The organism is Streptomyces camelliae (genome assembly GCF_027625935.1).
In the GTDB taxonomy this organism is placed as follows: domain Bacteria; phylum Actinomycetota; class Actinomycetes; order Streptomycetales; family Streptomycetaceae; genus Streptomyces; species Streptomyces camelliae.
Window position 1 is genome coordinate 6,750,198 of record NZ_CP115300.1, and the last position, 24,444, is coordinate 6,774,641.

The following is a 24,444-nucleotide window of genomic DNA, read 5'->3' on the forward strand; positions in this document are numbered from 1 at the left end:
ACCCATGAACGGTCTGTCCACGATCCTGATCGTCGTCGGCCTCTTCCTGGTCGGCGGCATCATTTCCTTCGTCAAGCAGAAGATGCCCACGAGCCTCATCGTGCTGCTCTCCATCGGGGCGGCCATGTGCCTCGTCGCGGGCGTCCTGCGGCTGGAGGTGTGGAATTGAGCGCTCTCAAGCGAGTGGTCGTCTTCGACTACGGCTTCGGCAACGTCCGCTCCGCCGAACGCGCCCTCGCGCGCGTGGGCGCCGATGTCGAGATCACGCGTGACTTCGACAAGGCCATGAACGCCGACGGGCTCCTCGTGCCCGGTGTCGGTGCCTTCGCCGCCTGCATGCAGGGCCTGCGGGCCGCCCGCGGTGACTGGGTGATCGACCGGCGCCTGTCCGGCGGGCGCCCGGTGATGGGCATCTGCGTCGGCATGCAGATCCTCTTCGCGCGCGGCATCGAGCACGGCGTGGAGGCCGAGGGCCTGGACGAGTGGCCCGGCACGGTCGAGCCGCTGCAGGCCGAGATCGTGCCCCACATGGGCTGGAACACCGTCGACGCCCCCGCCGGCTCGGAGCTGTTCGCCGGCCTCGACGCCGACGCCCGCTTCTACTTCGTGCACTCCTACGCCGTCCACGACTGGCAGCTGGAGACGAACAACCCGCTGATCGAGGCCCCCAGGATCACCTGGTCGACACACGGCAAGCCGTTCGTGGCCGCGGTGGAGAACGGCGCCCTGTGGGCCACCCAGTTCCACCCCGAGAAGTCCGGCGACGCCGGCGCCCAGCTCCTCACCAACTGGATCGGAACCCTGTAGACCATGGCCAAGCTCGAACTGCTCCCCGCCGTCGACGTCCGGGACGGCCAGGCCGTCCGCCTCGTGCACGGCGAGTCCGGCACGGAGACCTCGTACGGCTCCCCGCTGGAGGCCGCCCTCGCCTGGCAGCGTTCCGGCGCCGAGTGGCTGCACCTGGTCGACCTGGACGCCGCGTTCGGCACCGGCGACAACCGGGAGCTGATCGCCGAGGTCGCGAAGGCGATGGACATCAAGGTCGAGCTGTCCGGCGGCATCCGCGACGACGCCTCGCTGGCCGCCGCCCTCGCCACCGGCTGCACCCGGGTGAACCTCGGCACGGCCGCCCTGGAGACCCCCGAGTGGGTCGCCAAGGTCATCGCCGAGCACGGCGACAAGATCGCGGTCGGCCTGGACGTGCGCGGCACGACCCTGCGCGGCCGCGGCTGGACCCGCGACGGCGGCGACCTCTACGAGACGCTGGACCGCCTCAACCGCGAGGGCTGCGCCCGCTACGTGGTCACCGACATCGCCAAGGACGGCACGCTCCAGGGCCCGAACCTGGAGCTGCTGCGCAATGTGTGTGCCGCCACGGACCGCCCGGTCGTGGCCTCCGGCGGCGTGTCGTCGCTGGACGACCTGCGCGCCATCGCCGAGCTGGTACCCCTCGGTGTCGAGGGCTCCATCGTCGGGAAGGCCCTCTACGCGAAGGCGTTCACCCTGGAAGAGGCCTTGGAGGCTGTGTCGTCATGACGTCCGATGCCGTACGGCGCGTGCAGAGCGGAAGTCCCTGGGAAGAGAGCTTCGGATTCGCGCGCGCCGTCGCGGCGGGGGACCGGGTGTCCGTCGGCGGCACCACGTCCTTCAAGGGCACGGTGCTGTACGGCGAGGGCGATCCGTACGAGCAGACCAGGGTCGCCTTCGGCAACGCCCTGGACGCGCTGAAGGAGTTCGGGCTCGGCGTCGAGTCCGTGATCCGCACCCGTATGTACCTGAGCCATGTGCGCGACGTCGACGAGGCCGGACGGGCCCACAAGGAGCTGTTCGACTCCGTGCGCCCGTGCACGACCCTTCTCGTGGTCGAGGGCTTCGTCGACCCGCGCATCCTGGTCGAAGTAGAGCTTGAAGCATTCAGAGGAGCCTGAGCAGTCATGACCCTGGCGGTCCGAGTCATCCCCTGCCTGGACGTCGACAACGGCCGGGTCGTCAAGGGCGTCAACTTCCAGAACCTGCGCGACGCGGGCGACCCCGTCGAGATGGCGAAGGTGTACGACGCCGAAGGCGCCGACGAGCTGACGTTCCTGGACATCACCGCGTCCTCGGGCAACCGGGAGACGACGTACGACGTGGTGCGCCGCACCGCCGAGCAGGTGTTCATCCCGCTGACGGTCGGCGGCGGCGTCCGTACGGCCGAGGACGTGGACAAGCTGCTGCGGGCGGGCGCCGACAAGGTGGGCGTGAACACCGCCGCGATCGCCCGGCCCGACCTGATCCGGGAGATCGCCGAGCGGTTCGGCCGCCAGGTCCTGGTGCTGTCGGTCGACGCCCGCCGCACCGAGTCGGGGTCCTTCGAGGTCACCACCCACGGCGGCCGCAAGGGCACCGGCATCGACGCCGTCGAGTGGGCGCACCGGGCCGCCGAGCTGGGCGCCGGCGAGATCCTGCTGAACTCCATGGACGCCGACGGCACCAAGGACGGCTACGACCTGGAGATGATCGCCGCTGTCCGCAAGCACGTCACGGTCCCGGTCATCGCCTCGGGCGGCGCCGGCAAGCTGGCCGACTTCCCGCCGGCCGTCGCGGCGGGCGCGGACGCGGTCCTGGCGGCCTCGGTGTTCCACTTCGGGGATCTGCGGATCGGCGAGGTGAAGCGGGCGCTGAGGGAGGCGGGGCATCCCGTGCGCTAGTTCGATAGATCACCCCTGGTAGCGAATGTGGTAGTGATCATGGTGGCGGTCCCTCTAGGGTGCTCATATGCCTGGAATCACGATCGAGTTCACCGAGGAAGAGCTGGCCGAACTGCGCGCGGAGGCCAAGGAGCAGGGCGTCGCGATCAAGAGGCTGGCGCACGACATACTGACCGAGGATGTCGTGCGGCGGCGGCAGAAGCAGCGGTTCGTCGAGGGGGCCACGAAGAAGGCTCGCGAGATCATGGCCGACTTCGAGGAGCGATTCCCGGTGGGGCTCCGGTGACGCTCTACGTGGACGCCGGGTGGATCCTCAACATCCAAGTCAACGTCTCCCCGGCGAATACGCCGATCCGCGACTGGGGTGCCCTCCACTGCATGGTCGAGCGGCACAAGTACGAGCGCGTTGCAGGCGAGCCGTACTACGAGGAGGTGCCCTCGCGGGCCGCGACGTTCCTGCACACCGCCTTGAGGCTGAGGCCGTTCAGCGACTACAACGCATCGATCGGCGTGGCGTGTGCCTGGGAGTACATGGAGCAGTCCGACATGCCGTTCGAGCTGCCGTACGGTGAAATGGCGAAACTCGTCGCAGACATCCGCAGCGACGAAGCCGACCTGGCCGAGGTCGCCCGACTGCTGCGCGAGTGGGCCGCCTGACCCGGTGACCGACTCCGGCACAGCCGTCTCCCGGGCGGGGACGACGCCCGCGCTCCCCGCCCACCGCGACGGCAACATCCGCCGCTGGCTCACCGCCTACACCTCCTCGATGCTGGGCGACAACATCTACTACCTCGCCCTGTCCTGGGCCGCCGTCCGCTCCGGGACCCCGGCGCAGGCCGGGCTCGTGATGTCGGCGAGCGCGCTGCCCCGGGCCGTCCTGATGCTGGGCGGGGGAGTGGTCGCCGACCGGTTCGGGCCGCGCCGGGTCGTCATCGGCAGCGACGCCGTCCGCTGCGCGGCCGTCCTCGCCGTGGCCGCCCTGCTCTCCCTCACCCGCCCCGGACTGTGGCTCCTCACCGTGCTGGCACTGGTCTTCGGGGCGGTCGACGCCGTCTTCGTGCCCGCCGTGGGCGCGCTTCCGCGCCGGCTCACCGGCAAGGACCAGCTCGGCCGCGTCCAGGGCATGCGCGGCCTCGCCATCCGTTTCGCCGCCGTCGTGGGCGCCCCGCTCGGCGGGCTCGGCGTGGCCTTCGGCGGCGCCCCGGCCGCCTTCGCCCTCGCCGGACTGCTCATCGCCGTGTCCGTGCCGCTGCTGGTCTCCGTACGGGTACGGGACCTGCCGCCGGACGACGCGCCCAAGGCACCCGGAAGCGCGTGGAGCGACCTGAAGGCCGGCCTGCGCCACATCCGCGGCCACCGCGTCCTCGCCCCGCTGATGCTCGCCATCGCCCTCGGCGACCTGGGGTTCGTGGGACCGCTGAACGTCGGACTGACCCTGCTCGCCGACCGGCGCGGCTGGGGTGCCTCCGGCATGGGCTGGGTGCTCGCCGGGTTCGGCGTCGGCGCGGGTGCCGCCTCGCTGCTGCTGGCCGTACGGGGGCGGCTGCCGCGCGCCGGGCTCGTCGCCGGGTGCACGATCGCCGTGGGCTCGGTGGCCGTCGGCGCCCTCGCCTACACGCCCACCCTGGTCGCGGCCGTCGACACGGCCCTGCTGGTCGGCCTGCTCACCGGGCTCAGCGGGGCCATGTGCGGCGCGCTGCTCCAGACCCAGGCCGACTCCGCGTACCTCGGCCGGGTTACCGCCGTCTCCAGCCTGGTCAGCCTCGGCCTGACCCCGCTCAGCATGCCGTTCGCGGCCGCCGCGATCGGAGCCTGGGGGCTGCGCCCGGTCTACGTCGTCAGCGCAGCCGTCTGCGGACTCGGCGGGGTCGTCGCCCTCGCCGTGCCGGCCCTGCGCACCGCCGAACTGCCCCGCTGAGGGTCACCCTTCCGACTGGATCAGCTGCACCAGATTGCCGCAGGTGTCGTCGAACACCGCCGCGAGGACCGGACCCTGCCGCTGCGGCGGGTGGGTGAACCGGACGCCCAGGCCGCGCAGCCGGTGGTACTCCGCCCGGAGGTCGTCCACGGAGAAGACGATGCACGGGATGCCCGCGTCGTACAGCGCGCCGCGGTACGACTGCGCGATCGGGCCCCGCCCGGGCTCCAGCACCAACTGCAGCTCCGGCTGGGCCCCGCCGGGCGCGCCCACCGTGACCAGCAGGGTGTCGTCGCCCAGGTCCATGTGGAGCCGCGTCTCGAAGCCCAGGACGTCCGTGTAGAAGGCGTGCGCCGCCGCCACGTCGTCCACGTACACACCCGTCATCGCGACCTTGATCACGGCGTGGCTCCCGTCCCGGACGAGCTGGGTCAGAACCCCAGCTGCTTGGTCTCGTGCAGCTTCTCGACGGCGTCCGCGTCGCCCGCCAGATCCACCCGGGCCGCGCCCTGCCGGCCGAAGGCGAACAACAGCAGCTCCGACGGCTCACCGGTCACCGTGACCACCGGCGTGCCCCGGTGCGCCACCGCCGTCTGCCCGTCCGGGCGGCGCAGCACCAGACCCGTCGGAATCCCCCGGCCCAGCAGCCGCGCGGTGCGCTCCAGCCGGGACCACAGGGTGTCCTGGAACACCGGGTCCAGCTCGCGCGGGCTCCAGTCCGGCTGGGCGCGGCGGACGTCCTCGGTGTGGACGTAGAACTCGACGATGTTGGCCGCCTCGTCCACCTGCTTCAGCTGGAACGGTGAGAAGCGCGGCGGGCCGGTGCGGATCAGCTGGATCAGCTCGTCGTACGGCTTCGCCGTGTACTCGGCCATCACCTTCTCCAGGCGCGGCACCAGCTGCTTGATCAGCGTGCCACCGGCCGCGTCCGGGCGGCGCTCGCGCACGATCACATGCGCGGCCAGATCCCGGGCCCGCCACCCCTCGCAAAGGGTCTCGGCGTCCGGTCCGACGGTCTCCAGCAGGTCTGCGAGCAGCAGCCGTTCACGCTTGGCGAAGGTCGACATGGAGTCAGCGTACGACCGGGCGCGCAGTCCGCACACCGGACGGTCCGTTCGGACTGTCACTGCCGCGCGGCACAATGGCCCCATGACCAGCACGACCGGCACGCCCCGGCCCAGCAGCCTCGACCCGGAGATCGCCGCGCGCCTCAAGCGCAGCCCCGACGGACTCGTCCCCGCCATCGCCCAGCAGTACGACACCGGAGAGGTGCTCATGCTCGGCTGGATGGACGACGAGGCGCTGCACCGCACGCTGACCACCGGCCGCTGCACCTACTGGTCGCGCAGCCGCCAGGAGTACTGGGTCAAGGGCGACACCTCGGGCCACTTCCAGTGGGTGAAGTCGGTCGCGCTGGACTGCGACGCCGACACCGTGCTGGTCCAGGTCGACCAGGTCGGCGCCGCCTGCCACACCGGCGCGCGCACCTGCTTCGACGAGGGCGTGCTGCTCAAGGACGCCGATTCGGGCGCCCCGGGCACGGATCAGTAAGGTCAGCGGCCATGGACCTTGAGACCTTCCGCAAGCTCGCCGCCGACCGGCGCGTCATCCCGGTCACGCGCAAGCTCCTCGCCGACGGCGACACCCCGGTCGCGCTGTACCGCAAGCTCGCGGCCGAGCGCCCCGGCACCTTCCTCCTGGAGTCCGCGGAGAACGGCCGCTCCTGGTCCCGGTACTCCTTCGTGGGCGTCCGCAGCGCCGCGACGCTCACCACGCGCGACGGCCAGGCCCACTGGCAGGGCACCCCGCCCGTCGGCGTCCCGGTCGACGGCGACCCGCTGCAGGTGCTGCGCGCCGCGCTGCAGACCCTGCACACCCCGCATCAGGAGGGCCTGCCGCCCTTCACCGGCGGCATGGTGGGCTACCTCGGCTACGACATCGTCCGCCGCCTGGAGAAGATCGGCCCCGGCGAGCGCGACGACCTGGGGCTGCCCGAGCTGACCATGCTCCTGACCAGCGACCTCGCCGTGATGGACCACTGGGAGGGCTCGGTCCTGCTGATCGCCAACGCGATCAACCACAACGACCTCGACACCGGGGTGGACGAGGCCTACGCCGACGCCGTGGCCCGGCTCGACGCGATGGAGGCCGACCTCACGCGCGCGGTGGCCCAGCCGCCCGCCGTGCTGCCGCCCTCGGAGCTGCCCGAGTACACCGCGCTGTGGGGCGGCCCCGACTTCCAGACCGCGGTCGAGGACATCAAGGAGCGCATCCGCGCGGGCGAGGCCTTCCAGGTCGTGCCCTCCCAGCGCTTCGAGACCCCGTGCACGGCGAGCGCGCTGGACGTCTACCGCGTCCTGCGGGCCACCAACCCCTCGCCGTACATGTACCTGTTCCGCTTCGACGGGTTCGACGTCGTGGGCTCGTCCCCCGAGGCCCTGGTGAAGGTCGAGGACGGGCAGGCCATGGTCCACCCCATCGCCGGCACCCGTCCGCGCGGGGCCACCCCGCAGGAGGACCAGGCCCTCGCCGAGGAGCTGCTCGCCGACCCCAAGGAGCGCGCCGAGCACCTGATGCTGGTGGACCTCGGCCGCAACGACCTCGGCCGGGTCTGCCGGCCGGGCACGGTCGAGGTGGTCGACTTCATGTCCATCGAGCGCTACTCGCACGTGATGCACATCGTCTCGACCGTCACCGGCACGGTCGCCCCGGGCCGCACGGCCTTCGACGTGCTCACCGCCTGCTTCCCCGCGGGCACCCTCTCCGGCGCCCCCAAGCCGCGCGCGATGCAGATCATCGACGAGCTGGAGCCGTCCCGCCGCGGTCTGTACGGCGGCTGCGTCGGCTATCTCGACTTCGCGGGCGACTCCGACACGGCCATCGCCATCCGTACGGCCCTGCTGCGCGACGGCACGGCCTACGTCCAGGCCGGAGCCGGCATCGTCGCCGACTCCGACCCGGTGGCGGAGGACCAGGAGTGCCGCAACAAGGCGGCGGCGGTCCTCCGCGCGGTGCACACGGCCAACCGGCTTACCTCATAGGGAGGTTCAGCCGGTGAACGCGGCGGTGCCGTTCGGCGTGCCGAGCCCGGACGGCCCGTCGTACCCGGTGGTGCCGGTGCACAGGTACGAGCCGGAGCAGCTGCCGTTGGAGCCGCTGGTGACGTCGTTCAGCGCCGAGGTGTGGGCGTACGGGAACGACGACGGGTAGGAGCCGGAGGACGGGGCGCCGGCCAGCGCGTACGTCGCCGCGATCAGCGGCGAGGAGGCGCTGGTGCCGCCGAAGACCATCCAGCCGCTGCCCTGGCCGTAGGTGTCGTACACCGCGACACCGGTGTTGGGGTCGGCCACGGCCGAGACGTCCGCGACCGTGCGGTTCGCACAGCCGGAGTCCTTCTGCCAGCTGGGCTTGGCGTCGTCCGCGGAGCAGCCGGAGCCGGCCCCGCTCCACACCGTGTCGGTCCAGCCGCGCGTGTTGGAGGCCGTCTTCAGGGACGTACCGCCCACCGCCGTCACGTACTTGGAGGCCGCCGGGTACTCGACGCCGTAGCCGTTGTCACCGGAGGAGACGGTGATGGCGACGCCCGGGTGGTTGAAGTAGGTGGAGTCGTAGGTGGCGTCGTTGGAGGACTCGGAGCCGCCGTAGCTGTTGGAGACGAACTTCGCACCCAGACTGACGGCGGTGTTCACGCCCGCGCCCAGGTTGGTCATGCTGGCCGAACTGGCCTCCACCAGCAGGATCTTGCAGTTCGGGCAGGCGGCGCTGACCATGTCGAGGTCGAGGGAGATCTCCTCGGCCCAGCCGGAGTTGCCGCGCGGGTACTTGGTGCCGCCGCTCTGGTCGACCTTCTTGAAGCAGCCGTTGGCCGTGGTGCAGGCGGACAGGCCGTACTGGGAGCGGTAGGTGGCGAGGTCGGACTCGGCGTTGGGGTCGTCGTAGGCGTCGACGATCGCCACGGTCTGGCCCGAACCGCCGGTCGCGGAGGGCAGGTTGTATGCCGACTGGAGTGAGGCGGGGCCGAAGCCGGAGGGGGCGGCGGCGGCCGTCAGGGCGCTCTCGGCGTGCGCCGACGCCGGGGTGCCGGCGGTGACCTGAAGAGCGTTGCAGGCCATCACGTCCTTCTGCGTCGGGGCCGCGCAGGCGCGGGCGACGCTGAGGCCGGGGGAGTGGGTGGCCTGCGCGGCCTGGCCGACGGGGGCGGCCAGGGCGAGGGCGGCTGTGGCGAGCGTGGCCACGGCGGCGAGGGAAGCGGTTCTGCGCAACGTACGTCCTCCACGAAGTGGGTGACCGGGAAGGGCTGTGGGGGGTGCGCGGTGCCACCCCGGCGCGTGGTGTACGCCAGGGACGCGGAGAACGTACGGATGTCGGGACCACGTCAACAAGGTCATTGTTGAAGCAGGAACGTTGCTTTGCCTTTCATGAGGAATTCATGTCCCGTTCCTGGCATGGCCATGATGGAAACCTGGGCGGCTCATGGGTTGACGGACCCGGGTGAGGGTTCGCCCGGGGTTCAGGCGATAGTGGAGTACATGACTGCTGCCGTACCTCACCCCAGCCCGGCCGGACCCGCCCGGTCCGGCCGGCGGAGCCTCGCCCTCGCTCTTCTGTGCGGTGCGCTCGGCTCGGCCGTGACGCTGCTCGCGACCCGGCAGCGCTGGGCGGAGGGCACCGCGACGGTGGCCGGCGGCTCCTTCCCGCTCACCGCCAAGGGCAGCGACGTCACGGGCGTCCCCGCGGCCCTCGCGATAGTGGGCCTCGCCGCGCTCGTCGCCGTCTTCGCCGTCCGCAGGGCCGGCCGCCTCGTCGTCGCCGGGCTGCTCGCGCTGTCCGGCGCCGGGATCGCGGCCGCCGCCCTGGTGTCCGCCTCCGACAGCTCCGCGCTGGACGACAAGGCGGCCCAGGCGAGCGGAGACACCTCCGCCACGGTCGCCTCGCTCAGCCACACCGGCTGGCCCTACGTGGCGGTCGCCGGCGGTGCGCTGATCCTGCTGGCCGGCCTGCTCGCGCTGCGCTACGGAAGCCTGTGGCCCGCCATGTCCGGCCGCTACGAGCGCGGTACCGACCGCCCGCGCCGCAAGGCCAGGCCGGCCGACCCGGAGCGGCCCGAGGAGATCTGGAAGGCCCTGGACCGGGGCGAGGACCCGACCGGGTCCTGAGCCGCCGCCCAGGGCCGGTCAAGCACCGGTCAAGGCGCGGCGGGTGTGGCGAACCAGACGCCACCCCCGCGTCCGGCACGCGCGTGCGTACGGGACAATGGACCGCGAGCGTCCGGCTCGGACGGTGACGGGCGGGCTCGGAGCCGTACGACACGTACGCCGCTCTCCTGGGACACGTACACAGCAACGAGGAGCACAGACATGGCGGGCAGCAGCCACGGCCACGGTCACACCCCGGCCGCCTGGACCGGCGTCATCATTTCCTTCATCGGTTTCCTGGTCGCGGGCGCCTTCATGGTGATGGCCAACTCCGTCGGCTTCTGGGCCGGCATGGTGCTCATCGGCGCCGGCGCGGTGGTCGGCGGGGTCATGCGCGCCATGGGCCTCGGCCAGAACCCCAAGCCCCTCAAGATGGTCGGCGCGCCCGTCGCGACCCGTGAGCCGGCGACCGCGGAGAGCTGAGCGCCACCACACCGCCCGCGAGGGGCGGCCCGGCACCCGGACAGGTGCGGGCCGCCCCTCGGGTTTTCCCCGCTTCTTCCGCCACCAGCGGCGCCGCGCGGACGGCCGGGCCGCGTTGCACAATGCCAGGGTGAACGCCGACAGCCGCGTGCCCCTGCCCGCGCCCGCGCCGACAGCCCCCGTCCTGCGACGGCTCGCCGTCCCGGGCGCGCTGTTCGCGGTCGTCGCCGGCGCCTTCGCGTACGTCGGTGCCGTCGACCCGAACGAATCCGGCCACTACCCCGTCTGCCCGCTGTACCGCCTCACCGGCCTGTACTGCCCCGGCTGCGGCGGGCTGCGCAGCGCGCACGCCTTTGTCCACGGCGACCTGCTCACCGCGCTGCGCGACAACGCGCCGGCCGTGGCCGGCTACCTGGGCTTCACGGTGCTGTGGGCCGTCTGGGTGGTCCGCACGGTGCGCGGCCGGCCGCTGCGACCGGACCTCGGACGGGTCCACCTCTGGGGGATCGGCGTGTTGCTGCTGGTGTTCACGGCTGTCCGTAACCTGCCCTGGGGTGGCTGGCTGCATCCTTGATCACTTGGGGAACGTCCAGGTAGTGGGACCGGCGTCCACCGGATGCGGGGGCACCGGCCCGCTGCGGATACCATCGCATTGACCACGGGTTTTCAGACCTGAAGAACCTGGAACCCGGAACCTGAAGGAACCACCGTCTGGAAGGGGGCCGCTCGCGTGAGTGTGCTCGACGAGATCATCGACGGAGTCCGTGCCGACCTCGCGGAGCGGCAGGCACGCGTCAGCCTCGACGAGCTCAAGGAGCGCGCGGCCAAGGCACCCGCCGCGAAGGACGGGGTGGCCGCGCTCAAGGGCGACGGCGTCAAGGTGATCTGCGAGGTCAAGCGCTCCAGCCCCTCCAAGGGCGCGCTGGCCGCCATCGCCGACCCGGCGGGGCTCGCCGCGGACTACGAGGCCGGCGGTGCGGCCGTCATCTCCGTCCTCACCGAACAGCGCCGCTTCGGCGGCTCGCTCGCCGACTTGGAGGCCGTCCGCGCGCGCGTGGACATCCCGGTGCTGCGCAAGGACTTCATCGTCACGTCGTACCAGCTGTGGGAGGCCCGCGCGTACGGCGCCGACCTCGCGCTGCTGATCGTCGCCGCCCTGGAGCAGCCGGCCCTGGAGTCGCTGATCGAGCGCGCGGTCTCCATCGGCCTCACCCCGCTCGTCGAGGTCCACGACGAGGACGAGGTCGAGCGGGCCGTGGACGCGGGCGCCAAGGTGATCGGCGTCAACGCGCGCAACCTGAAGACGCTTGAGGTCGACCGCACCACCTTCGAGCGGGTCGCCCCGGAGATCCCGGACCACATCGTCAAGGTCGCCGAGTCCGGCGTCCGCGGCCCGCACGACCTGATCGCCTACGCCAACGCGGGCGCCGACGCGGTCCTGGTCGGCGAGTCCCTCGTCACCGGCCGCGACCCGAAGACCGCCGTCGCCGACCTGGTCGCCGCGGGCGAACACCCCGCACTGCGCCACGGCCGGAGCTGATCACCCGGTAGGCTGACACCGATGACTCTCACCGTGACGACCGTGGACCGCTACGCCCGCCTGGCGCGCGGCTGCCGCCCAAGGGGCTGCCGAGCGCCGGCGAGGCGCGTTCACGGTCGTCGCGTGCGTTATGTCATCGGTGACGAGCCTGGGCAGGTGAACGGACGTCGATGGCAGCGCGCCCCGAAGGGGCGCGGGGCTGTATCCGACGGTGCGACTCCGTCGCGTGGGCGCGACCCACACACGGCCTGAGGTCGTACGACAAGCTCCGCCCCCACGGCGAACAGTGTCTTTTCACGCACACTCACCGTGAGGTTCTGGCATGCCCAGCAATTTCTTCTTCCCTGACCCCACCGGCCAGGTGCCGAGCGCCGAAGGCTACTTCGGCGTGTTCGGCGGCAAGTTCATCCCGGAGGCCCTCGTCGCCGCCGTGGACGAGGTCGCCGTCGAGTACGACAAGGCCAAGCACGATCCCGAGTTCGCCCGAGAGCTCGACGACCTGATGGTCAACTACACCGGCCGCCCGTCGGCGCTCACCGAGGTCCCCCGTTTCGCCGAGCACGCCGGCGGCGCCCGGATCTTCCTCAAGCGCGAGGACCTCAACCACACCGGCTCCCACAAGATCAACAACGTCCTCGGCCAGGCCCTGCTCACCAAGCGGATGGGCAAGACCCGCGTGATCGCGGAGACCGGCGCGGGCCAGCACGGCGTCGCCACCGCCACCGCCTGCGCCCTGTTCGGCCTCGACTGCACCATCTACATGGGCGAGGTCGACACCAAGCGCCAGGCCCTGAACGTGGCCCGCATGCGCATGCTCGGCGCCGAGGTCGTCGCGGTGAAGTCCGGCAGCCGCACGCTGAAGGACGCCATCAACGAGGCGTTCCGCGACTGGGTCGCCAACGTCGACCACACCCACTACCTCTTCGGTACCGTCGCCGGCCCGCACCCCTTCCCGGCCATGGTCCGCGACTTCCACCGCGTGATCGGTGTGGAGGCCCGCCGGCAGCTCCTGGAGCGCGCCGGCCGGCTGCCCGACGCCGCGATCGCCTGCGTCGGCGGCGGCTCCAACGCCATCGGCCTCTTCCACGCCTTCCTCCCGGACACCTCCGTCCGCCTCATCGGCTGCGAGCCCGCGGGGCACGGCATCGAGACCGGCGAGCACGCGGCCACCCTCACCGCCGGCGAGCCCGGCATCCTGCACGGCTCCCGGTCCTACGTGCTCCAGGACGAGGAAGGCCAGATCACCGAGCCGTACTCGATCTCGGCGGGCCTGGACTACCCGGGCATCGGCCCCGAGCACTCCTACCTGAAGGACTCGGGCCGCGGCGAGTACCGCGCGGTCACCGACGACGCGGCCATGCAGGCCCTGCGCCTGCTGTCGCGCACCGAGGGCATCATCCCGGCCATCGAGAGCGCCCACGCCCTGGCCGGCGCCCTGGAGGTCGGCAAGGAGCTGGGCAAGGACGGCCTGATCGTCGTCAACCTCTCCGGCCGCGGCGACAAGGACATGGACACCGCCGCGCGCTACTTCGGGCTGTACGACACCGACGCCGCGGTCGCCGCCGACGCGGCCGACACCGCCGAGATCGAGGGGGACGCCAAGTGAGCGGGAAGATCCAGCTGCTGTCGGACACCCTCGCGGCCGCCAAGGCCGAGGGCCGCTCCGCGCTCATCGCCTACCTCCCGGCCGGGTTCCCGACCGTGGACGGCGGCATCGAGGCGATCAAGGCCGTCTTCGACGGCGGGGCGGACGTCGTGGAGGTCGGTCTGCCGCACAGCGACCCCGTCCTCGACGGCCCCGTCATCCAGACCGCCGACGACATCGCCCTGCGCGGCGGCGTCAAGATCGCGGACGTCATGCGGACGGTCAAGGAGGCCCACGAGGCCACCGGCAAGCCCGTCCTCGTCATGACGTACTGGAACCCCATCGACCGCTACGGCGTCGAGCGTTTCACCGCCGAGCTGGCCGAGGCGGGCGGCGCGGGCTGCATCCTGCCCGACCTGCCCGTGCAGGAGTCGGCGCTGTGGAGGGAGCACGCCGAGAAGCACGGCCTCGCGACGGTCTTCGTCGTGGCGCCGAGCAGCAAGGACGAGCGGCTCGCCCAGATCACCGCGGCGGGCAGCGGCTTCGTCTACGCCGCCTCGCTGATGGGCGTCACCGGCACCCGCGAGTCGGTCGGCGCGCAGGCACAGAACCTGGTCGAGCGCACCCGCGCCACCGGCACCGAGCTGCCCGTCTGCGTCGGCCTCGGCGTCTCCAACGCGGCCCAGGCCGCCGAGGTGGCCGGCTTCGCCGACGGTGTCATCGTCGGCTCGGCGTTCGTGAAGCGGATGCTGGACGCCTCCGACCACGCGGCGGGCCTCACGGCGGTCCGCGAGCTGGCCGGGGAGCTGGCGAAGGGTGTGCGCGGACAGGCGTAACCGTCGGTGAGCCTTTCGTGAACCGTCAGTAATACGGAACATTCGGTCACTCGAACGGGTGGACCTCAGGCTGGGGAGGCGCGCTGCGCCTCCCCGGTTCGTTCTGGGGGTGTGAGCCAGAAGAACCATGACGGAAAGCGCAGCGCCCGGGAGCGGCTGGCGGTCGAGCGCGAGAAGCAGAAGGCCTCGGAGAGGCGGCGGCGCACGCTGATCGTGAGCGCGAGCGTGGTCTGCGTCCTCGGCCTCGCGGCGGTGATCGGTGTGCTCGCCGCGAATGCCGGCAAGAACAAGGGCGGCGAGAAGGCGGGCCCGGTCGTGGCGCCCTCGGGCGCGCAGGGCAAGGACAGCCTCGCGATCCCGGTCGGCAAGGACAGCGCCAAGTCGACGCTCACCGTCTGGGAGGACATGCGCTGCCCGGCCTGCCAGGCCTTCGAGATCGCCTACCGCCCGACGCTCCACGAACTGGTCGACGCGGGCAAGCTCAGAATCGAGTACCACCTGGTCCGCCTGATCGACGGCAACCTCGGCGGCACCGGCTCCCTGCGCGGCGCCAACGCCGTGGCCTGCGCCCAGGACGCCGGAAAGTTCCGCGACTACCACGACGTGCTGTACACGAACCAGCCGAAAGAGACCGACGACGCGTACAGCGACAACGCCAAGCTGATCGATCTCGCCGGCAAGGTGGGCGGTCTCGACACGTCCGCCTTCCAGAAGTGCGTGAACGACGGCACCCACGACGCCTGGGTGAACAAGTCCCACAAGGCCTTCCAGTCCGCCGGCCTGACGGGCACACCCACGGTCCTGTTCGGCGGGAAGAACATCGCCCAGGACCAGAGCATGACCCCGGCCAAGCTCAAGCAGATGGTGGAGGCGGCCGACCGGAAATAGGCGCCCCACCGGCCCTTTCCGTGCGCCCCCGTTATGGACCCGTAGCCGGGCTGCTTGCCGTCCCCACGGCCCGGCACGGTAGCGTCGGACTTGCCATGGAACTTGCCTACATTCCCAGCCCGTCGCGCGGGGTGCTGTACCTCGGCCCCATCCCGCTGCGCGGCTACGCCTTCTGCATCATCATCGGCGTCTTCGTCGCCGTCTGGCTCGGCAACAAGCGCTGGATCGCCCGGGGCGGGCGGGCCGGCACGGTCGCCGACATCGCGGTCTGGGCCGTACCGTTCGGCCTGGTCGGCGGCCGGCTGTACCACGTGATCACGGACTACGAGCTGTACTTCAGCCAGGGTCGTGACTGGGTGGACGCCTTCAAGGTGTGGCAGGGCGGCCTGGGGATCTGGGGCGCCATCGCGCTCGGCGCGCTCGGCGCGTGGATCGGCGCGCGCCGCCGGGGCGTCCCGATGCCCGCGTACGCCGACGCCGTCGCGCCCGGCATCGCGTTCGCACAGGCCATCGGCCGCTGGGGCAACTGGTTCAACCAGGAGCTGTACGGCCGCGAGACGCACGTTCCGTGGGCACTGCACATCACCTCCTCCGAGGGCGGCCGGGTGCCGGGCTACTACCACCCGACCTTCCTGTACGAGTCCCTGTGGTGCATCGGCGTGGGCTTCCTGGTGATCTGGGCCGACCGCCGCTTCAAGCTGGGCCATGGCCGGGCGTTCGCCCTGTACGTCGCCGCGTACTGCGTGGGCCGCGGCTGGATCGAGTACATGCGCGTGGACGACGCCCACCACATCCTGGGCCTCCGCCTCAACGACTGGACCGCGATGATCGTGTTCCTGCTGGCGGTGACGTACATGGTGGTGTCGTCGAGGATGCGGCCCGGCAGGGAAGCCGTGGTCGAACCCGAGGCTCCCGAGGCTGTTGCCGAGACACCCGGTGCCGATGCGGACGCTGCTGCCGCCGAGGGCGAGGGCGAGGACAAGGCCGAGCCCGATGCCGTGGAGGCGAAGGACGAGGCCGAGTCGGGGACGACGAAGACCTGACGGCTGCTTGTGCGACGCGAGGGCGCCCGGAAGATCCGGGCGCCCTTGGCATATGTGCTCAGCTCTCGCAAGTCGGCGCCGGCTTCCGCCGGCACCGGGAGCGCGGCCGGTCGAGGCCCGCGTCGGCTCGTAGCCCGAGGCCGGCCCGGAGATCCGCCTCGCCGAGGGCGATGCCCCGCAGGGCGGGGTGCGCGGTGGCGACGGCGTGGGTGTGCTCGATGACGGCCGGTCCAGCGGATCGCGCCCAGGGTCGCGGAGAACCGGAAGATCACGTTCCGAATGCGCGGCGGGCCCACTTCGGGATCGGGGACCGTGGTGATCGCGCCCAGCACCTGGTACCGGGGGTCGGCCCGGACCTCCCGGATGTCCTGGACCGGGGCGACGGCGGCCTCCGTCTGCTCGAAGGCCGCCGGCACCTCGCCACGGGGACGGGCGGCGATCGCGGAGCCGACCGCCTCGTCCAGGACGCCGGCGTGGGCGGCCCGGCCCGCGCCGGTCGCGAACCACGGTTCCGCCGGGTCTCGTGACGTCCGGGGGCCGGGTCAGCCGTTCGGTCGGGCCGACCGTGACTCGGCGGCCGGCACTTCGTCCCAGCCCAGGTTCCACGTCTCCAGGGTCCCCGGGCGGAAGTTCCCGATCACCACGTCGGCGCTCTGGACGAGCCGGAGCAGGGTGGCCCGACCGCCGGGCGTGGACAGGGCGAGGGTGGGGGCACGCCTGGTGCGGCCGAGCAGCTTCCACCACATCCCGACCCCATGCCGGGCCGGACCGTGTCCCCGGGACGGGTCGGGCCGGCGAAGAGGGCCGCGAGGTCCAGCACCCGCAGAACGGTCAGCGGCGAAGCCGTCGTACTCATGCGTGGTACTGGGCCTCGATCTCCGGGCGGTACGGCATCGACGCCGATGCCCCTTCCCGCTGGACGGAGATCGCCGCGGCGGCGGCCGCCCAGGACAGGGCCTCCCGCACCGGTTTCTCCTCGGCGAGGGCCACCGCGAGCGCGCCGACGAAGGTGTCCCCGGCACCCGTGGAGTCGACGGCGGTCACCCGCGGCGCCGGGACCACGAGTGGCTCGGCACCCCGGGCCCGGTACAGGCTGCCGGTCGCGCCCAGGGTGACGACGATCTCCGGCACCAGGTCCAGCAGGGCGGCGGCGGCCTCGCGCGGGTCGGTGCGGCCGGTGAGGGTGATCGCCTCGTACTCGTTGGCCACCAACAGCTCGGTCGCGGCGAGGAGTTCGGGCGGCAGCGGCTGGGCGGGGGACGGGGTGAGGACCGTACGGACCCCATGCCGGCGGGCCGCCTGCGCGCCCGCGACGACGGCCGCCATCGGGATCTCCAGCTGCAGCAGCAGCGCGTCGGCGGAGGCGATCACGCCCTCGTCGCCGGGGGAGAGATGGTCGACGGTGCCGTTCGCGCCGGGGATCACGACGATCGCGTTGCCACCCTCGTCGTCCACCACGATGTGCGCGGTCCCGGAGTGGCCCTCGACCGTGCGCAGGAAGTCGGTGTCCACGCCGGAGTGTTCGAGGGTCTCGCGCATGCGCTGGCCGAAGGCGTCGTTGCCGACCGCGCCGATCATCGAGACGGTTGCGCCGGCGCGGGCCGCGGCGATCGCCTGGTTGGCGCCCTTGCCGCCGGGGATCGTACGGAACTCCCGTCCGGTCACGGTCTCGCCGCGCTGCGGGGCCTTCGTGACGTAGGTGACGAGGTCCATGTTGGTGCTGCCGAGGACGACGATGTGGGTCATGGGCGGGCCGTCTCCAGATGGGTGAGGTGGGCGAGGGTGTCGAAGCCGGTGCCGTCGAAGTCGGCGACGGTGCTGGCGAGCCGGTTCTTCAGCGGGGCTCGCCAGTGCTCGGGGAGCGCCGCCGGGCCGCCCGCGAGCAGACCGGCGACGCTGCCGGCCGTGGCACCGTTCGAGTCGGTGTCCCAACCCCCCGACACCGCATGGCAGATGGACCCGCCGAAGTCGCCGTCCGCGTGAGTGAGGGCGGCGACGGTCAGGGCGGTGTTGGGGATCGCGTGGACCCAGTGATGGGCGGGGGCGTAGGTGGCGTGGAGTTCATCGACGACGTCGGTGAAGTCGCTGTGATGCGTGGCCAGTTGAATGGCGCGGTCGATCGCCTTCGCGAGCCGGGAGCGAGGCGGGATCACCCCGCGGCCGGCGCGCAGGCAGGCGTGGACGTCGTGACTGCCGGTGGCCGCGACGGCGATGACGGCGGCCGTGAACATCGCCGCGTAGACGCCGTTGGCGGTGTGGGTCAACACCGCGTCGCGGTACGCCTGTTCGGCCGCCGCAGCCGGGTCGCCGGGGTTGGTCCAGCCGTGCACGTCGGCGCGGATCAGGGCGCCGATCCACTCGCGGAAGGGGTTGCGGTGCCGGGCCGTGTGCGGGGGCTCGATGCCGGTCAGGAGATTGCGGTAGGCGATGCGCTCGGCCGTGAAGACGCGGCCGGGCGGAAGCTCGTCCAGCCAGAGCCGGGCCACGTCCATGGTCGTGAAGGACCTTCCGTGGCGCTGGAGGAGCAGGAGGTTGAGGAGGGGGTAGTTGAGGTCGTCGTCCTCCGGCATCCCGTCGATGTTCTCGGCGAGGGAGGTGGCGGCCGAGCGGCGGTTCCAGGGGTGGGCGGCGAGGAGGTCTCCGGGTACGCCGACGGCGGTGAAGTAGGTGGTGAGCGGCCAGTTGCCGGCGGCCCCCGCGAGGGCACGGATGCCGTCGAGGGACAGTTTCTCGACGGGCTTGCCGAGCAGACAGCCGATGGCCCGGCCGAGCCAGGCGGCTTCGAGGGCGGTCGGGTCGGGGCCGCGGCGGCGCACAGGGGTGGCCGGCCAGTGGGCGCACAGGGACTTGATCTTCTCCAGGTCCGTCGGCTCGTCCTCCATCAACCTGCTCGGCAGATCGGCCAGTTCGTCCAGCAGATCCTCTGCCAGCAGACGCAGATAGCGGGACGCGCGGTGCGGGGAGGCCCCCGCCCGCTCGGGCGCGTCCGGGCCGCCCGCCGCGCGCCAGCGGGCCTCGATCGCCGACGGCTCGCGGCCGTCCAGACGGGCCTGGCGGAGCTCGTGCCCCAGCAGGTCCTCCGGCTGGACCCAGGTCAGTCGGAGCATGCGGTGCCTCCGAGTGCCGCGAAGGCCCGCTCGTGGGCGCGGCGGCGGCGCACGTCCGCCGCGAAGATCTCCCGCGTGACCTCGGTGAGTGTGCGGGCCGGCGTCCACAGGTCCAGGCGGCTGGCCTCGGCCACCGTCTTCGCCCACTCCTCCGGGACAGGGGAACCGAGGGCGCCCGCGAGGGCACCGGCCATCGTGGCGATCGAGTCGCAGTCCCGGCCGTAGTTGACCGCGCCGAGCACGGCGTGCCGGTAGTCGCCGCCGGCGACCAGCACCATGCCGAGCGCGACGGGCAGTTCCTCGATGGCGTGCAGCCGGGAGGGGCGGCGGGCGGCGAGGGAGGGCGCGCGGTAGTCCGGGCCGACGGTGTCGTACGGGGCGACCGCCGCGCGCAGCGGCTGTAGAGCCGACTCGAAGTCCCGGTGCCGTACGGCGACTTCGCACACCTTCTCGATCGCCTCGCGCGTGCCGTCCTTCGCCAGGCTCAGACAGGCGGCGACGACCGAGTCGGGGGTCGCGCCCGGGGCGGCCGCGGCGGCGACGGCCGCGGCGAGGACTCCGGCCGCCTCCCGGCCGTACGACGACTGGTGCGCACCGGCGATGTCCAGTGCCTCGGCGTACGCGGCGGCCGGGTGGGCCGCGTTGACCAGGCCGACGGGGGCCATGTACATCGCCGCACCGCAGTTGACGATGTTGCCGACGCCGGCCTCCCGGGGGTCGGCGTGACCGTAGGCGAGCCGGGCGACCAGCCACTTCTCGGCGAGGAAGAGGCGGTGCAGGGGCAGGGCCTCGGCCTGGAGCTCCGGGATCCAGCGGGGGTTGGTCATCAGGTCCGGGACCAGGTGCTCGGCGACGGCGTACGCGTCGAGGTGGTCGCGGACGCGGTCGTAGACCCGGATCAGCGCATGCGTCATCAGGGTGTCGTCGGTGACATGGCCGTCGCCCTTGTGATACGGCGCGATCGGGCGGGCGGTGCGCCAGTCCTCGCCGTGCCAGGGGCTGACGATGCCGTGGACCCGGCCGCCGTGGCGCTCGGCGATCTGCTCGGGGGAGTACCCCTCGACCGGGCCGCCGAGGGCGTCGCCGACGGCGGCTCCGACGAGGGCGCGGGTGATGCGTTCGTCGAGGCCGACGGGGCAGCTTTCGCTGCTTGCGGCTGTTTTGCGGCTCAGCTCATCTTCTGTGGGCGCATGGGGACCCTTGGGCGTCATGCCCCGAATCATCCTCCTGGGCGGGCCGGTTGTGCGGCTTCCAGGAGTCCGGCGAGTTCCACCAGGTCGGTGCCGGTGAGGCGGGGCAGGGTGCAGCCGGAGAGGGTGCGGCAGGCGTCCCGCCAGGTCTGCGGGATGGCGGCGGCGCCGCCGAGCGCTCCGGTGAGCGCGCCGGCGAGGGCGGGGGCGGAGTCGGCGACGCGGGACAGGCAGGCGGCGGCGGGTACGGCCGCCTCGATCCGGCCGCCGGACGCGGTGGCCAGGGCGAGGGCGACCGGGACGGTCTCGGCGGCGGCGATGCCGTAGCTGTAGACGTGGTCGACGATCTGGTGCTCCAGGAGCGGGACGAGGGCGAAGGCGGAGTCGGTGTCCTCGGCGAGGGCGAGCGCGTGGCGGGTGTTGCGGCCGATCTCCGTGTCGGCCGGGAGTTCGGCGAGCGCGGCGGCCACGCAGGTGTCGGTGCCGGCGCCGGTGAGAGCGAGCGCGAGTGCCGCGGCCATCGCGCGGGCGCCGTGCACGCCGTCGCCGTCCTGGGTGTAGCGGGCGTCGAACTCGGCGAGGGCGGCGGCACGTTCGGGGTCGCCGGGGTGGGCGACGGCGAGCACACAGGCGCGCACGCAGGCCGCGTCGTCGAAGTAGTGCGGGTTGTCGTGGCCGGTGGCGGGCGGGCGCAGGCCGGCGGCGAGATTGCCGAGGCCGGCCCGGACGGAGATGCGGGCGCGCAGCGGGAGGACGGCCGACTCGATCTCGGGCGCGCGGTCCGCCGCGGCGGCGACTTCCGCGGCCACGGCGGTCCAGGTGAGGTCGATGGCCGCGCGGGTACGGCGCTCTCGGCTGAGGTCGCCGAGGACGTCGTCGTCGCCGGCCCGCAGCACCGCCTCCGCGGCGAAGGCGGCCCACTCGGCGTCGTCGGAGGGGCCGAGGCGGAGGGGTTCGGGCGGTTGGTTGAGGGCGATCGGCACCGGGAGTGTGGTGGTGGCGTTCTGCTCCGCGAAGGTGTCCAGCTCACGGGTGAGGCGGCGGGTCCACTCGGGCATCCGGCCGGCCCGGTGCCGGGCGGCAGGCCAGCCCGCGGCGTCACCTGCGGCAAGCCCGAGCAGGAGCCCCTCGATACGACGTCCTGTCATTTCCGGCCCTCCGCTTCCGCGTACCCGGGGTTCCCCGCACCAACCAGCCGATTCCGCCTGTCCGCCCGCCTGCCCGACTCGGTCGGTGGGGAGGTGGGCGGGTGGGGCTGGGCCGGTGTGGGGTCGGAGGCGGGTTTCGGGGGTGGGGTGGTTTCGGTGGGGTGTGGGGTCTCCGTTTGCGGTGGGGTGGTTTCGGTGGGGTGTGGGGTGGGCGTTTGGGGCGCGCCGGTGATGCGGGCCGCTGATGGCCACATGGCCACGCCCGCCGGAGCTTGTCCGGTTTTCCGGTTCGGCCGGCTTCCCGGCGGTGCCCCCGACCGGCCAGTCTTCGGTGCTGTTCTGCCCTGTTCCGCTGCCGGCCGGCTGGCTTCCGGTGTTGTTGCCACCTGTTCCGCTTGCGGCTGGGCGGTCTCGGGTGTTGCTGCCGCCTGTCCTGCCTGCGGACGGTCGACTTCCGGTGTTGCTGCCGCCTGTCCTGCCTTCGGTCGGCCGGCTTCCGGTGTTGTTGCCGCCTGGCCTGCCTCCGGACGGTCGGCCTGCGGTGCCGCATGTCCCAGCCCCGCACCCCTCTGACCCGCCTCCGCCGTCGGCTCCCGGCGCGTCCCTGTGACGGCCTCCGCCCGCGTCACTCCGTCCGGCAGCGAGCCCGGGAGTACGACCCCTGCCCGCCACTTCCCGCCCTCCTCCGGTACCAGCAGCTCCGCCACCTCCAGTACGTGATGGCCCGCCATCGACGGCAGGCAGCGGCCGCGGGCCGGGCCGATGGCGGCGGCCCAGGCCGGGGGGATCGCCGAGACGCCCTGGGTTGCGCCGGAGAGGGCGCCTGCCACCGCCGCCGTCGTGTCCGCGTCCCGGCCCATGTTGACCGCCGTGAGCACCGCCTCCCGGAAGTCGCCGTCGGCCGCCGCGTACGCGCCGAAGGCGAGGGCGACCGCCTCGGGGGCCAGGTCGGTCCAGGGGTAGCCGCCGATGACCACCGCGGAGCGGACCGCGCGTTCGCCACGGTGGGCCACGGCCACCGCGCGCCGCAGGGAGCGGGCCGTCCAGGAGTCGTCCGGGACCACCGCGAGGGCGGAGGCGATCACCACGGCCACCGGCGCTCCCGCCATCGCCGCCGCCACGCCCGCCGCCACCGCCTGGCCGCCGTAGATGCCCTCGCCCTCGTGGCTGACCTGGCCGTCGATGGCGACCAGCCGGGCCGCCTCGGCGGGCCGGCCGGCGGCGAAGACGCCGAAGGGGGCCGCCCGCATCGCCAGGCCGTCGCTCCACGCGTGGCGGTGCTGCGCGGAGATGGGGACCGCCAGACCGCGGCGCAGGTTCTCCAGCGTGCCGCGCTCGCTGAAGCCCGCGCCCCGGAAGGGGCCCTCGGCCCGGTCGGCGATCCACTCGTGCCAGGCCGCCTCCACCTGGGCCGGGGTGAGCGCCGAGCCGTGCCGGGCCAGGAGGAGGCCCGAGAAGATCGCGTACTCCGTGTCGTCCGTGCCGCAGGGGTCCTCGGTGACGTAACCGGTGATGCGGCCCCAGCGGGCGCGGATCTCGGAGGGCTTGAGGTTCTCCGCCGGCGCGCCCAGCGCATCGCCCACGGCGAGGCCGAGCAGCGCGCCGCGTGCCCGTTCGCGCAGTCCGGCCCTGGCGTCGCCGGGTGCGGGGACCGGGGGAGTTCGGGCGATCGATGCCATGGGCGGCCTCCTCAGCCTCCTCCAGCGGGATCACGCGGATCCTCCAGCGGGATCACACGGATCCTTCAGCGGGATCACGCGGATCCTTCAGCGGGATCACGCGGATCCTTTGCGGATCTGTCCCCCGGAGCGTCGCCCCGCGTGCCTCCCGGCCGTCCGTGTCACCCACTTGGCATCTGAGCAGAGACAGGCACGGATGAGCAAAGTAAGTAAAGCCGCAGGTTAGCCCAGCCTCTCCTTGCTGGCGGGAAGGGAAGCGGCGGCGTACCTTCTGTGTTGTCGAAAAGTAGAACTCGTCCAAAGTTAGCTTTGGCTAAGCTATCCCGGGGGCTCCGATGGCCATTATCGAAACCGAGGCCGCGCTGCACGTGGCGCACCGCGACAACCACACGCACCGCGACGTCAACGGCGGCTGGCTGCGCCCCGCCGTCTTCGGCGCCATGGACGGCCTCGTCTCCAACCTCGCCCTGATGACCGGGGTGGCCGGCGGGGCCGTGAGCCAGCAGACCATCGTCATCACCGGGCTCGCGGGACTCGCCGCCGGCGCCTTCTCGATGGCCGCCGGCGAGTACACCTCCGTCGCCTCCCAGCGCGAGCTGGTCGAGGCCGAGCTCGACGTCGAGCGCCGTGAGCTGCGCAAGCACCCGCAGGACGAGGAGGACGAGCTCGCAGCACTGTACGTCGCCCGTGGCGTGGAGCCCGAGCTGGCCCGTGAAGTCGCCCGGCAGCTGTCCAAGGATCCCGAGCAGGCGCTGGAGATCCACGCCCGCGAGGAGCTGGGGATCGACCCCGGCGACCTGCCGTCGCCGCTGGTCGCCGCCGTGTCGTCCTTCGGGTCCTTCGCCCTCGGCGCGCTGCTGCCCGTGCTGCCGTACCTGCTCGGCGCGACCGCGCTGTGGCCGGCCCTGCTGCTGGCCCTCGCCGGCCTCTTCGGCTGCGGTGCCGTGGTGGCCAAGGTGACCGCGCGGACCTGGTGGTACAGCGGATTGCGTCAGCTCGCGCTCGGTGGGGCGGCGGCCGGTGTGACGTACGCCCTGGGCAGCCTGTTCGGAACGGCCGTAGGATAGCGCGACCGGTACTTATGCGATGGGCCGCATAAATACCCGTTACCCCCTGGTTTCGAGTGCTTGACGACCGGGCATGAGCCGTAAGCGCTGCGGGCAATGACGCCTGCCGCACCCCCGCGGGGTGAGTGACGACGC

Annotated in this window: 28 protein-coding genes and 2 pseudogenes; 20 read left to right on the forward strand and 10 right to left on the reverse strand. The window is 72.5% G+C overall.

Annotation, left to right across the window (positions count from 1 at the left end):
* Positions 1–4: 4 nt before the first annotated feature.
* From O1G22_RS30960 to O1G22_RS30995, 8 genes are all read left to right on the forward strand, one after another.
* Complete coding sequence (locus tag O1G22_RS30960) at positions 5–169, forward strand: hypothetical protein (protein ID WP_270084327.1); 165 nt, start codon at positions 5–7, stop codon at positions 167–169.
* Complete coding sequence (gene hisH, locus O1G22_RS30965; RefSeq protein ID WP_270084328.1) at positions 166–807, forward strand: imidazole glycerol phosphate synthase subunit HisH; 642 nt, start codon at positions 166–168, stop codon at positions 805–807. The genes O1G22_RS30960 and hisH overlap by 4 nt, the downstream gene beginning before the upstream one ends.
* A 3-nt stretch (positions 808–810) precedes the next feature.
* Positions 811–1,536: a bifunctional 1-(5-phosphoribosyl)-5-((5-phosphoribosylamino)methylideneamino)imidazole-4-carboxamide isomerase/phosphoribosylanthranilate isomerase PriA gene (gene priA, locus O1G22_RS30970; RefSeq protein WP_225096656.1), complete on the forward strand. Its 726-nt coding sequence runs from the start codon at positions 811–813 to the stop codon at positions 1,534–1,536.
* Complete coding sequence (locus O1G22_RS30975; RefSeq protein WP_225096655.1) at positions 1,533–1,928, forward strand: RidA family protein; 396 nt, start codon at positions 1,533–1,535, stop codon at positions 1,926–1,928. The genes priA and O1G22_RS30975 overlap by 4 nt, the downstream gene beginning before the upstream one ends.
* A 6-nt stretch (positions 1,929–1,934) precedes the next feature.
* Positions 1,935–2,690, forward strand: coding sequence for an imidazole glycerol phosphate synthase subunit HisF (hisF, locus tag O1G22_RS30980; protein WP_270084329.1), 756 nt, complete (start codon positions 1,935–1,937; stop codon positions 2,688–2,690).
* Between the two features lie 67 nt (positions 2,691–2,757).
* The gene (locus O1G22_RS30985; RefSeq protein ID WP_189947500.1) at positions 2,758–2,976 is read left to right on the forward strand and encodes a hypothetical protein; all 219 of its coding nucleotides are present in this window, start codon (positions 2,758–2,760) and stop codon (positions 2,974–2,976) included.
* Entirely contained in the window at positions 2,973–3,347 is a 375-nt protein-coding gene (locus O1G22_RS30990; protein ID WP_270084330.1) for a hypothetical protein, read from the forward strand. The genes O1G22_RS30985 and O1G22_RS30990 overlap by 4 nt, the downstream gene beginning before the upstream one ends.
* Positions 3,348–3,351: 4 nt before the next feature.
* Positions 3,352–4,608 carry an MFS transporter gene (locus O1G22_RS30995; protein ID WP_270084331.1) on the forward strand — a complete coding sequence of 419 codons (1,257 nt, stop codon included), beginning with the start codon at positions 3,352–3,354 and terminating at the stop codon, positions 4,606–4,608.
* A 3-nt stretch (positions 4,609–4,611) separates the two neighbouring features.
* Here the strand turns inward: O1G22_RS30995 and O1G22_RS31000 are convergent, their stop codons facing one another.
* Together O1G22_RS31000 and O1G22_RS31005 are read right to left on the reverse strand one after the other, a co-directional pair.
* A complete protein-coding gene (locus O1G22_RS31000) occupies positions 4,612–5,010 on the reverse strand; it encodes a VOC family protein (RefSeq protein WP_225096649.1) in 399 nt (132 codons plus the stop codon).
* Between the two features lie 29 nt (positions 5,011–5,039).
* On the reverse strand, positions 5,040–5,675 hold the full coding sequence (locus O1G22_RS31005) for a TIGR03085 family metal-binding protein (RefSeq protein ID WP_270084332.1): 636 nt from the start codon (positions 5,673–5,675) through the stop codon (positions 5,040–5,042).
* 82 nt (positions 5,676–5,757) lie between these two features.
* Between O1G22_RS31005 and hisI the strand changes: the two genes are divergently transcribed.
* Positions 5,758–6,159, forward strand: coding sequence for a phosphoribosyl-AMP cyclohydrolase (gene hisI, locus O1G22_RS31010; RefSeq protein WP_270084333.1), 402 nt, complete (start codon positions 5,758–5,760; stop codon positions 6,157–6,159).
* Positions 6,160–6,170: 11 nt separating this feature from the next.
* On the forward strand, positions 6,171–7,649 hold the full coding sequence (locus tag O1G22_RS31015) for an anthranilate synthase component I (RefSeq protein ID WP_270084334.1): 1,479 nt from the start codon (positions 6,171–6,173) through the stop codon (positions 7,647–7,649).
* Between the two features lie 6 nt (positions 7,650–7,655).
* Here O1G22_RS31015 and O1G22_RS31020 read toward each other — a convergent pair whose 3' ends face one another.
* Entirely contained in the window at positions 7,656–8,870 is a 1,215-nt protein-coding gene (locus tag O1G22_RS31020; protein WP_270084335.1) for a S53 family peptidase, read from the reverse strand.
* A 258-nt stretch (positions 8,871–9,128) separates the two neighbouring features.
* Between O1G22_RS31020 and O1G22_RS31025 the strand changes: the two genes are divergently transcribed.
* The 9 genes from O1G22_RS31025 (at position 9,129) to lgt (ending at position 16,118) form a co-directional block, all read left to right on the forward strand.
* A complete protein-coding gene (locus tag O1G22_RS31025; protein WP_270086597.1) occupies positions 9,129–9,764 on the forward strand; it encodes a TIGR02234 family membrane protein in 636 nt (211 codons plus the stop codon).
* Between the two features lie 201 nt (positions 9,765–9,965).
* Positions 9,966–10,226, forward strand: a complete 261-nt coding sequence (locus tag O1G22_RS31030; protein ID WP_270084336.1) for an HGxxPAAW family protein — start codon at positions 9,966–9,968, stop codon at positions 10,224–10,226.
* Positions 10,227–10,356: 130 nt separating this feature from the next.
* The gene (locus O1G22_RS31035; RefSeq protein ID WP_270084337.1) at positions 10,357–10,800 is read left to right on the forward strand and encodes a DUF2752 domain-containing protein; all 444 of its coding nucleotides are present in this window, start codon (positions 10,357–10,359) and stop codon (positions 10,798–10,800) included.
* 156 nt (positions 10,801–10,956) lie between these two features.
* On the forward strand, positions 10,957–11,766 hold the full coding sequence (trpC, locus tag O1G22_RS31040) for an indole-3-glycerol phosphate synthase TrpC (RefSeq protein ID WP_270084338.1): 810 nt from the start codon (positions 10,957–10,959) through the stop codon (positions 11,764–11,766).
* A 21-nt stretch (positions 11,767–11,787) separates the two neighbouring features.
* Positions 11,788–12,018 (forward strand): tryptophan biosynthesis modulator TrpM, encoded by a 231-nt coding sequence (trpM, locus tag O1G22_RS44940; protein WP_428986420.1) that lies wholly within the window; start codon positions 11,788–11,790, stop codon positions 12,016–12,018.
* Positions 12,019–12,088: 70 nt separating this feature from the next.
* Entirely contained in the window at positions 12,089–13,372 is a 1,284-nt protein-coding gene (gene trpB, locus O1G22_RS31045; protein WP_270084339.1) for a tryptophan synthase subunit beta, read from the forward strand.
* Positions 13,369–14,187, forward strand: a complete 819-nt coding sequence (gene trpA, locus O1G22_RS31050) for a tryptophan synthase subunit alpha (protein ID WP_270084340.1) — start codon at positions 13,369–13,371, stop codon at positions 14,185–14,187. Before trpB ends, trpA begins: the two co-directional genes overlap by 4 nt.
* Positions 14,188–14,298: 111 nt before the next feature.
* On the forward strand, positions 14,299–15,075 hold the full coding sequence (locus O1G22_RS31055) for a DsbA family protein (RefSeq protein WP_270084341.1): 777 nt from the start codon (positions 14,299–14,301) through the stop codon (positions 15,073–15,075).
* A 95-nt stretch (positions 15,076–15,170) separates the two neighbouring features.
* Positions 15,171–16,118 (forward strand): prolipoprotein diacylglyceryl transferase, encoded by a 948-nt coding sequence (gene lgt / locus O1G22_RS31060; RefSeq protein WP_270084342.1) that lies wholly within the window; start codon positions 15,171–15,173, stop codon positions 16,116–16,118.
* 94 nt (positions 16,119–16,212) lie between these two features.
* Here the strand turns inward: lgt and O1G22_RS31065 are convergent.
* From O1G22_RS31065 to O1G22_RS31095, 7 genes and pseudogenes are all read right to left on the reverse strand, one after another.
* Positions 16,213–16,338 (reverse strand): annotated as a pseudogene (locus O1G22_RS31065) (CoA ester lyase); the annotation flags it as partial.
* A gap of 1 nt (position 16,339) precedes the next feature.
* Positions 16,340–16,974, reverse strand: a pseudogene (locus O1G22_RS31070) (CoA transferase); the annotation flags it as partial.
* Positions 16,971–17,864 carry a ribokinase gene (gene rbsK, locus O1G22_RS31075; protein WP_270084343.1) on the reverse strand — a complete coding sequence of 298 codons (894 nt, stop codon included), beginning with the start codon at positions 17,862–17,864 and terminating at the stop codon, positions 16,971–16,973. The gene rbsK and the pseudogene O1G22_RS31070, both read right to left, overlap by 4 nt.
* Complete coding sequence (locus O1G22_RS31080; RefSeq protein ID WP_270084344.1) at positions 17,861–19,225, reverse strand: ADP-ribosylglycohydrolase family protein; 1,365 nt, start codon at positions 19,223–19,225, stop codon at positions 17,861–17,863. Before O1G22_RS31080 ends, rbsK begins: the two co-directional genes overlap by 4 nt.
* Complete coding sequence (locus tag O1G22_RS31085; protein ID WP_270084345.1) at positions 19,213–20,436, reverse strand: ADP-ribosylglycohydrolase family protein; 1,224 nt, start codon at positions 20,434–20,436, stop codon at positions 19,213–19,215. The genes O1G22_RS31080 and O1G22_RS31085 overlap by 13 nt, the downstream gene beginning before the upstream one ends.
* Positions 20,437–20,444: 8 nt before the next feature.
* On the reverse strand, positions 20,445–21,563 hold the full coding sequence (locus O1G22_RS31090) for an ADP-ribosylglycohydrolase family protein (protein WP_270084346.1): 1,119 nt from the start codon (positions 21,561–21,563) through the stop codon (positions 20,445–20,447).
* Complete coding sequence (locus O1G22_RS31095; protein ID WP_270084347.1) at positions 21,560–23,242, reverse strand: ADP-ribosylglycohydrolase family protein; 1,683 nt, start codon at positions 23,240–23,242, stop codon at positions 21,560–21,562. Before O1G22_RS31095 ends, O1G22_RS31090 begins: the two co-directional genes overlap by 4 nt.
* Before the next feature lie 335 nt (positions 23,243–23,577).
* On the opposite strand from O1G22_RS31095, the gene O1G22_RS31100 reads away from it, so the two are divergent.
* The gene (locus O1G22_RS31100; protein WP_270084348.1) at positions 23,578–24,309 is read left to right on the forward strand and encodes a VIT1/CCC1 transporter family protein; all 732 of its coding nucleotides are present in this window, start codon (positions 23,578–23,580) and stop codon (positions 24,307–24,309) included.
* Positions 24,310–24,444: the final 135 nt, after the last annotated feature.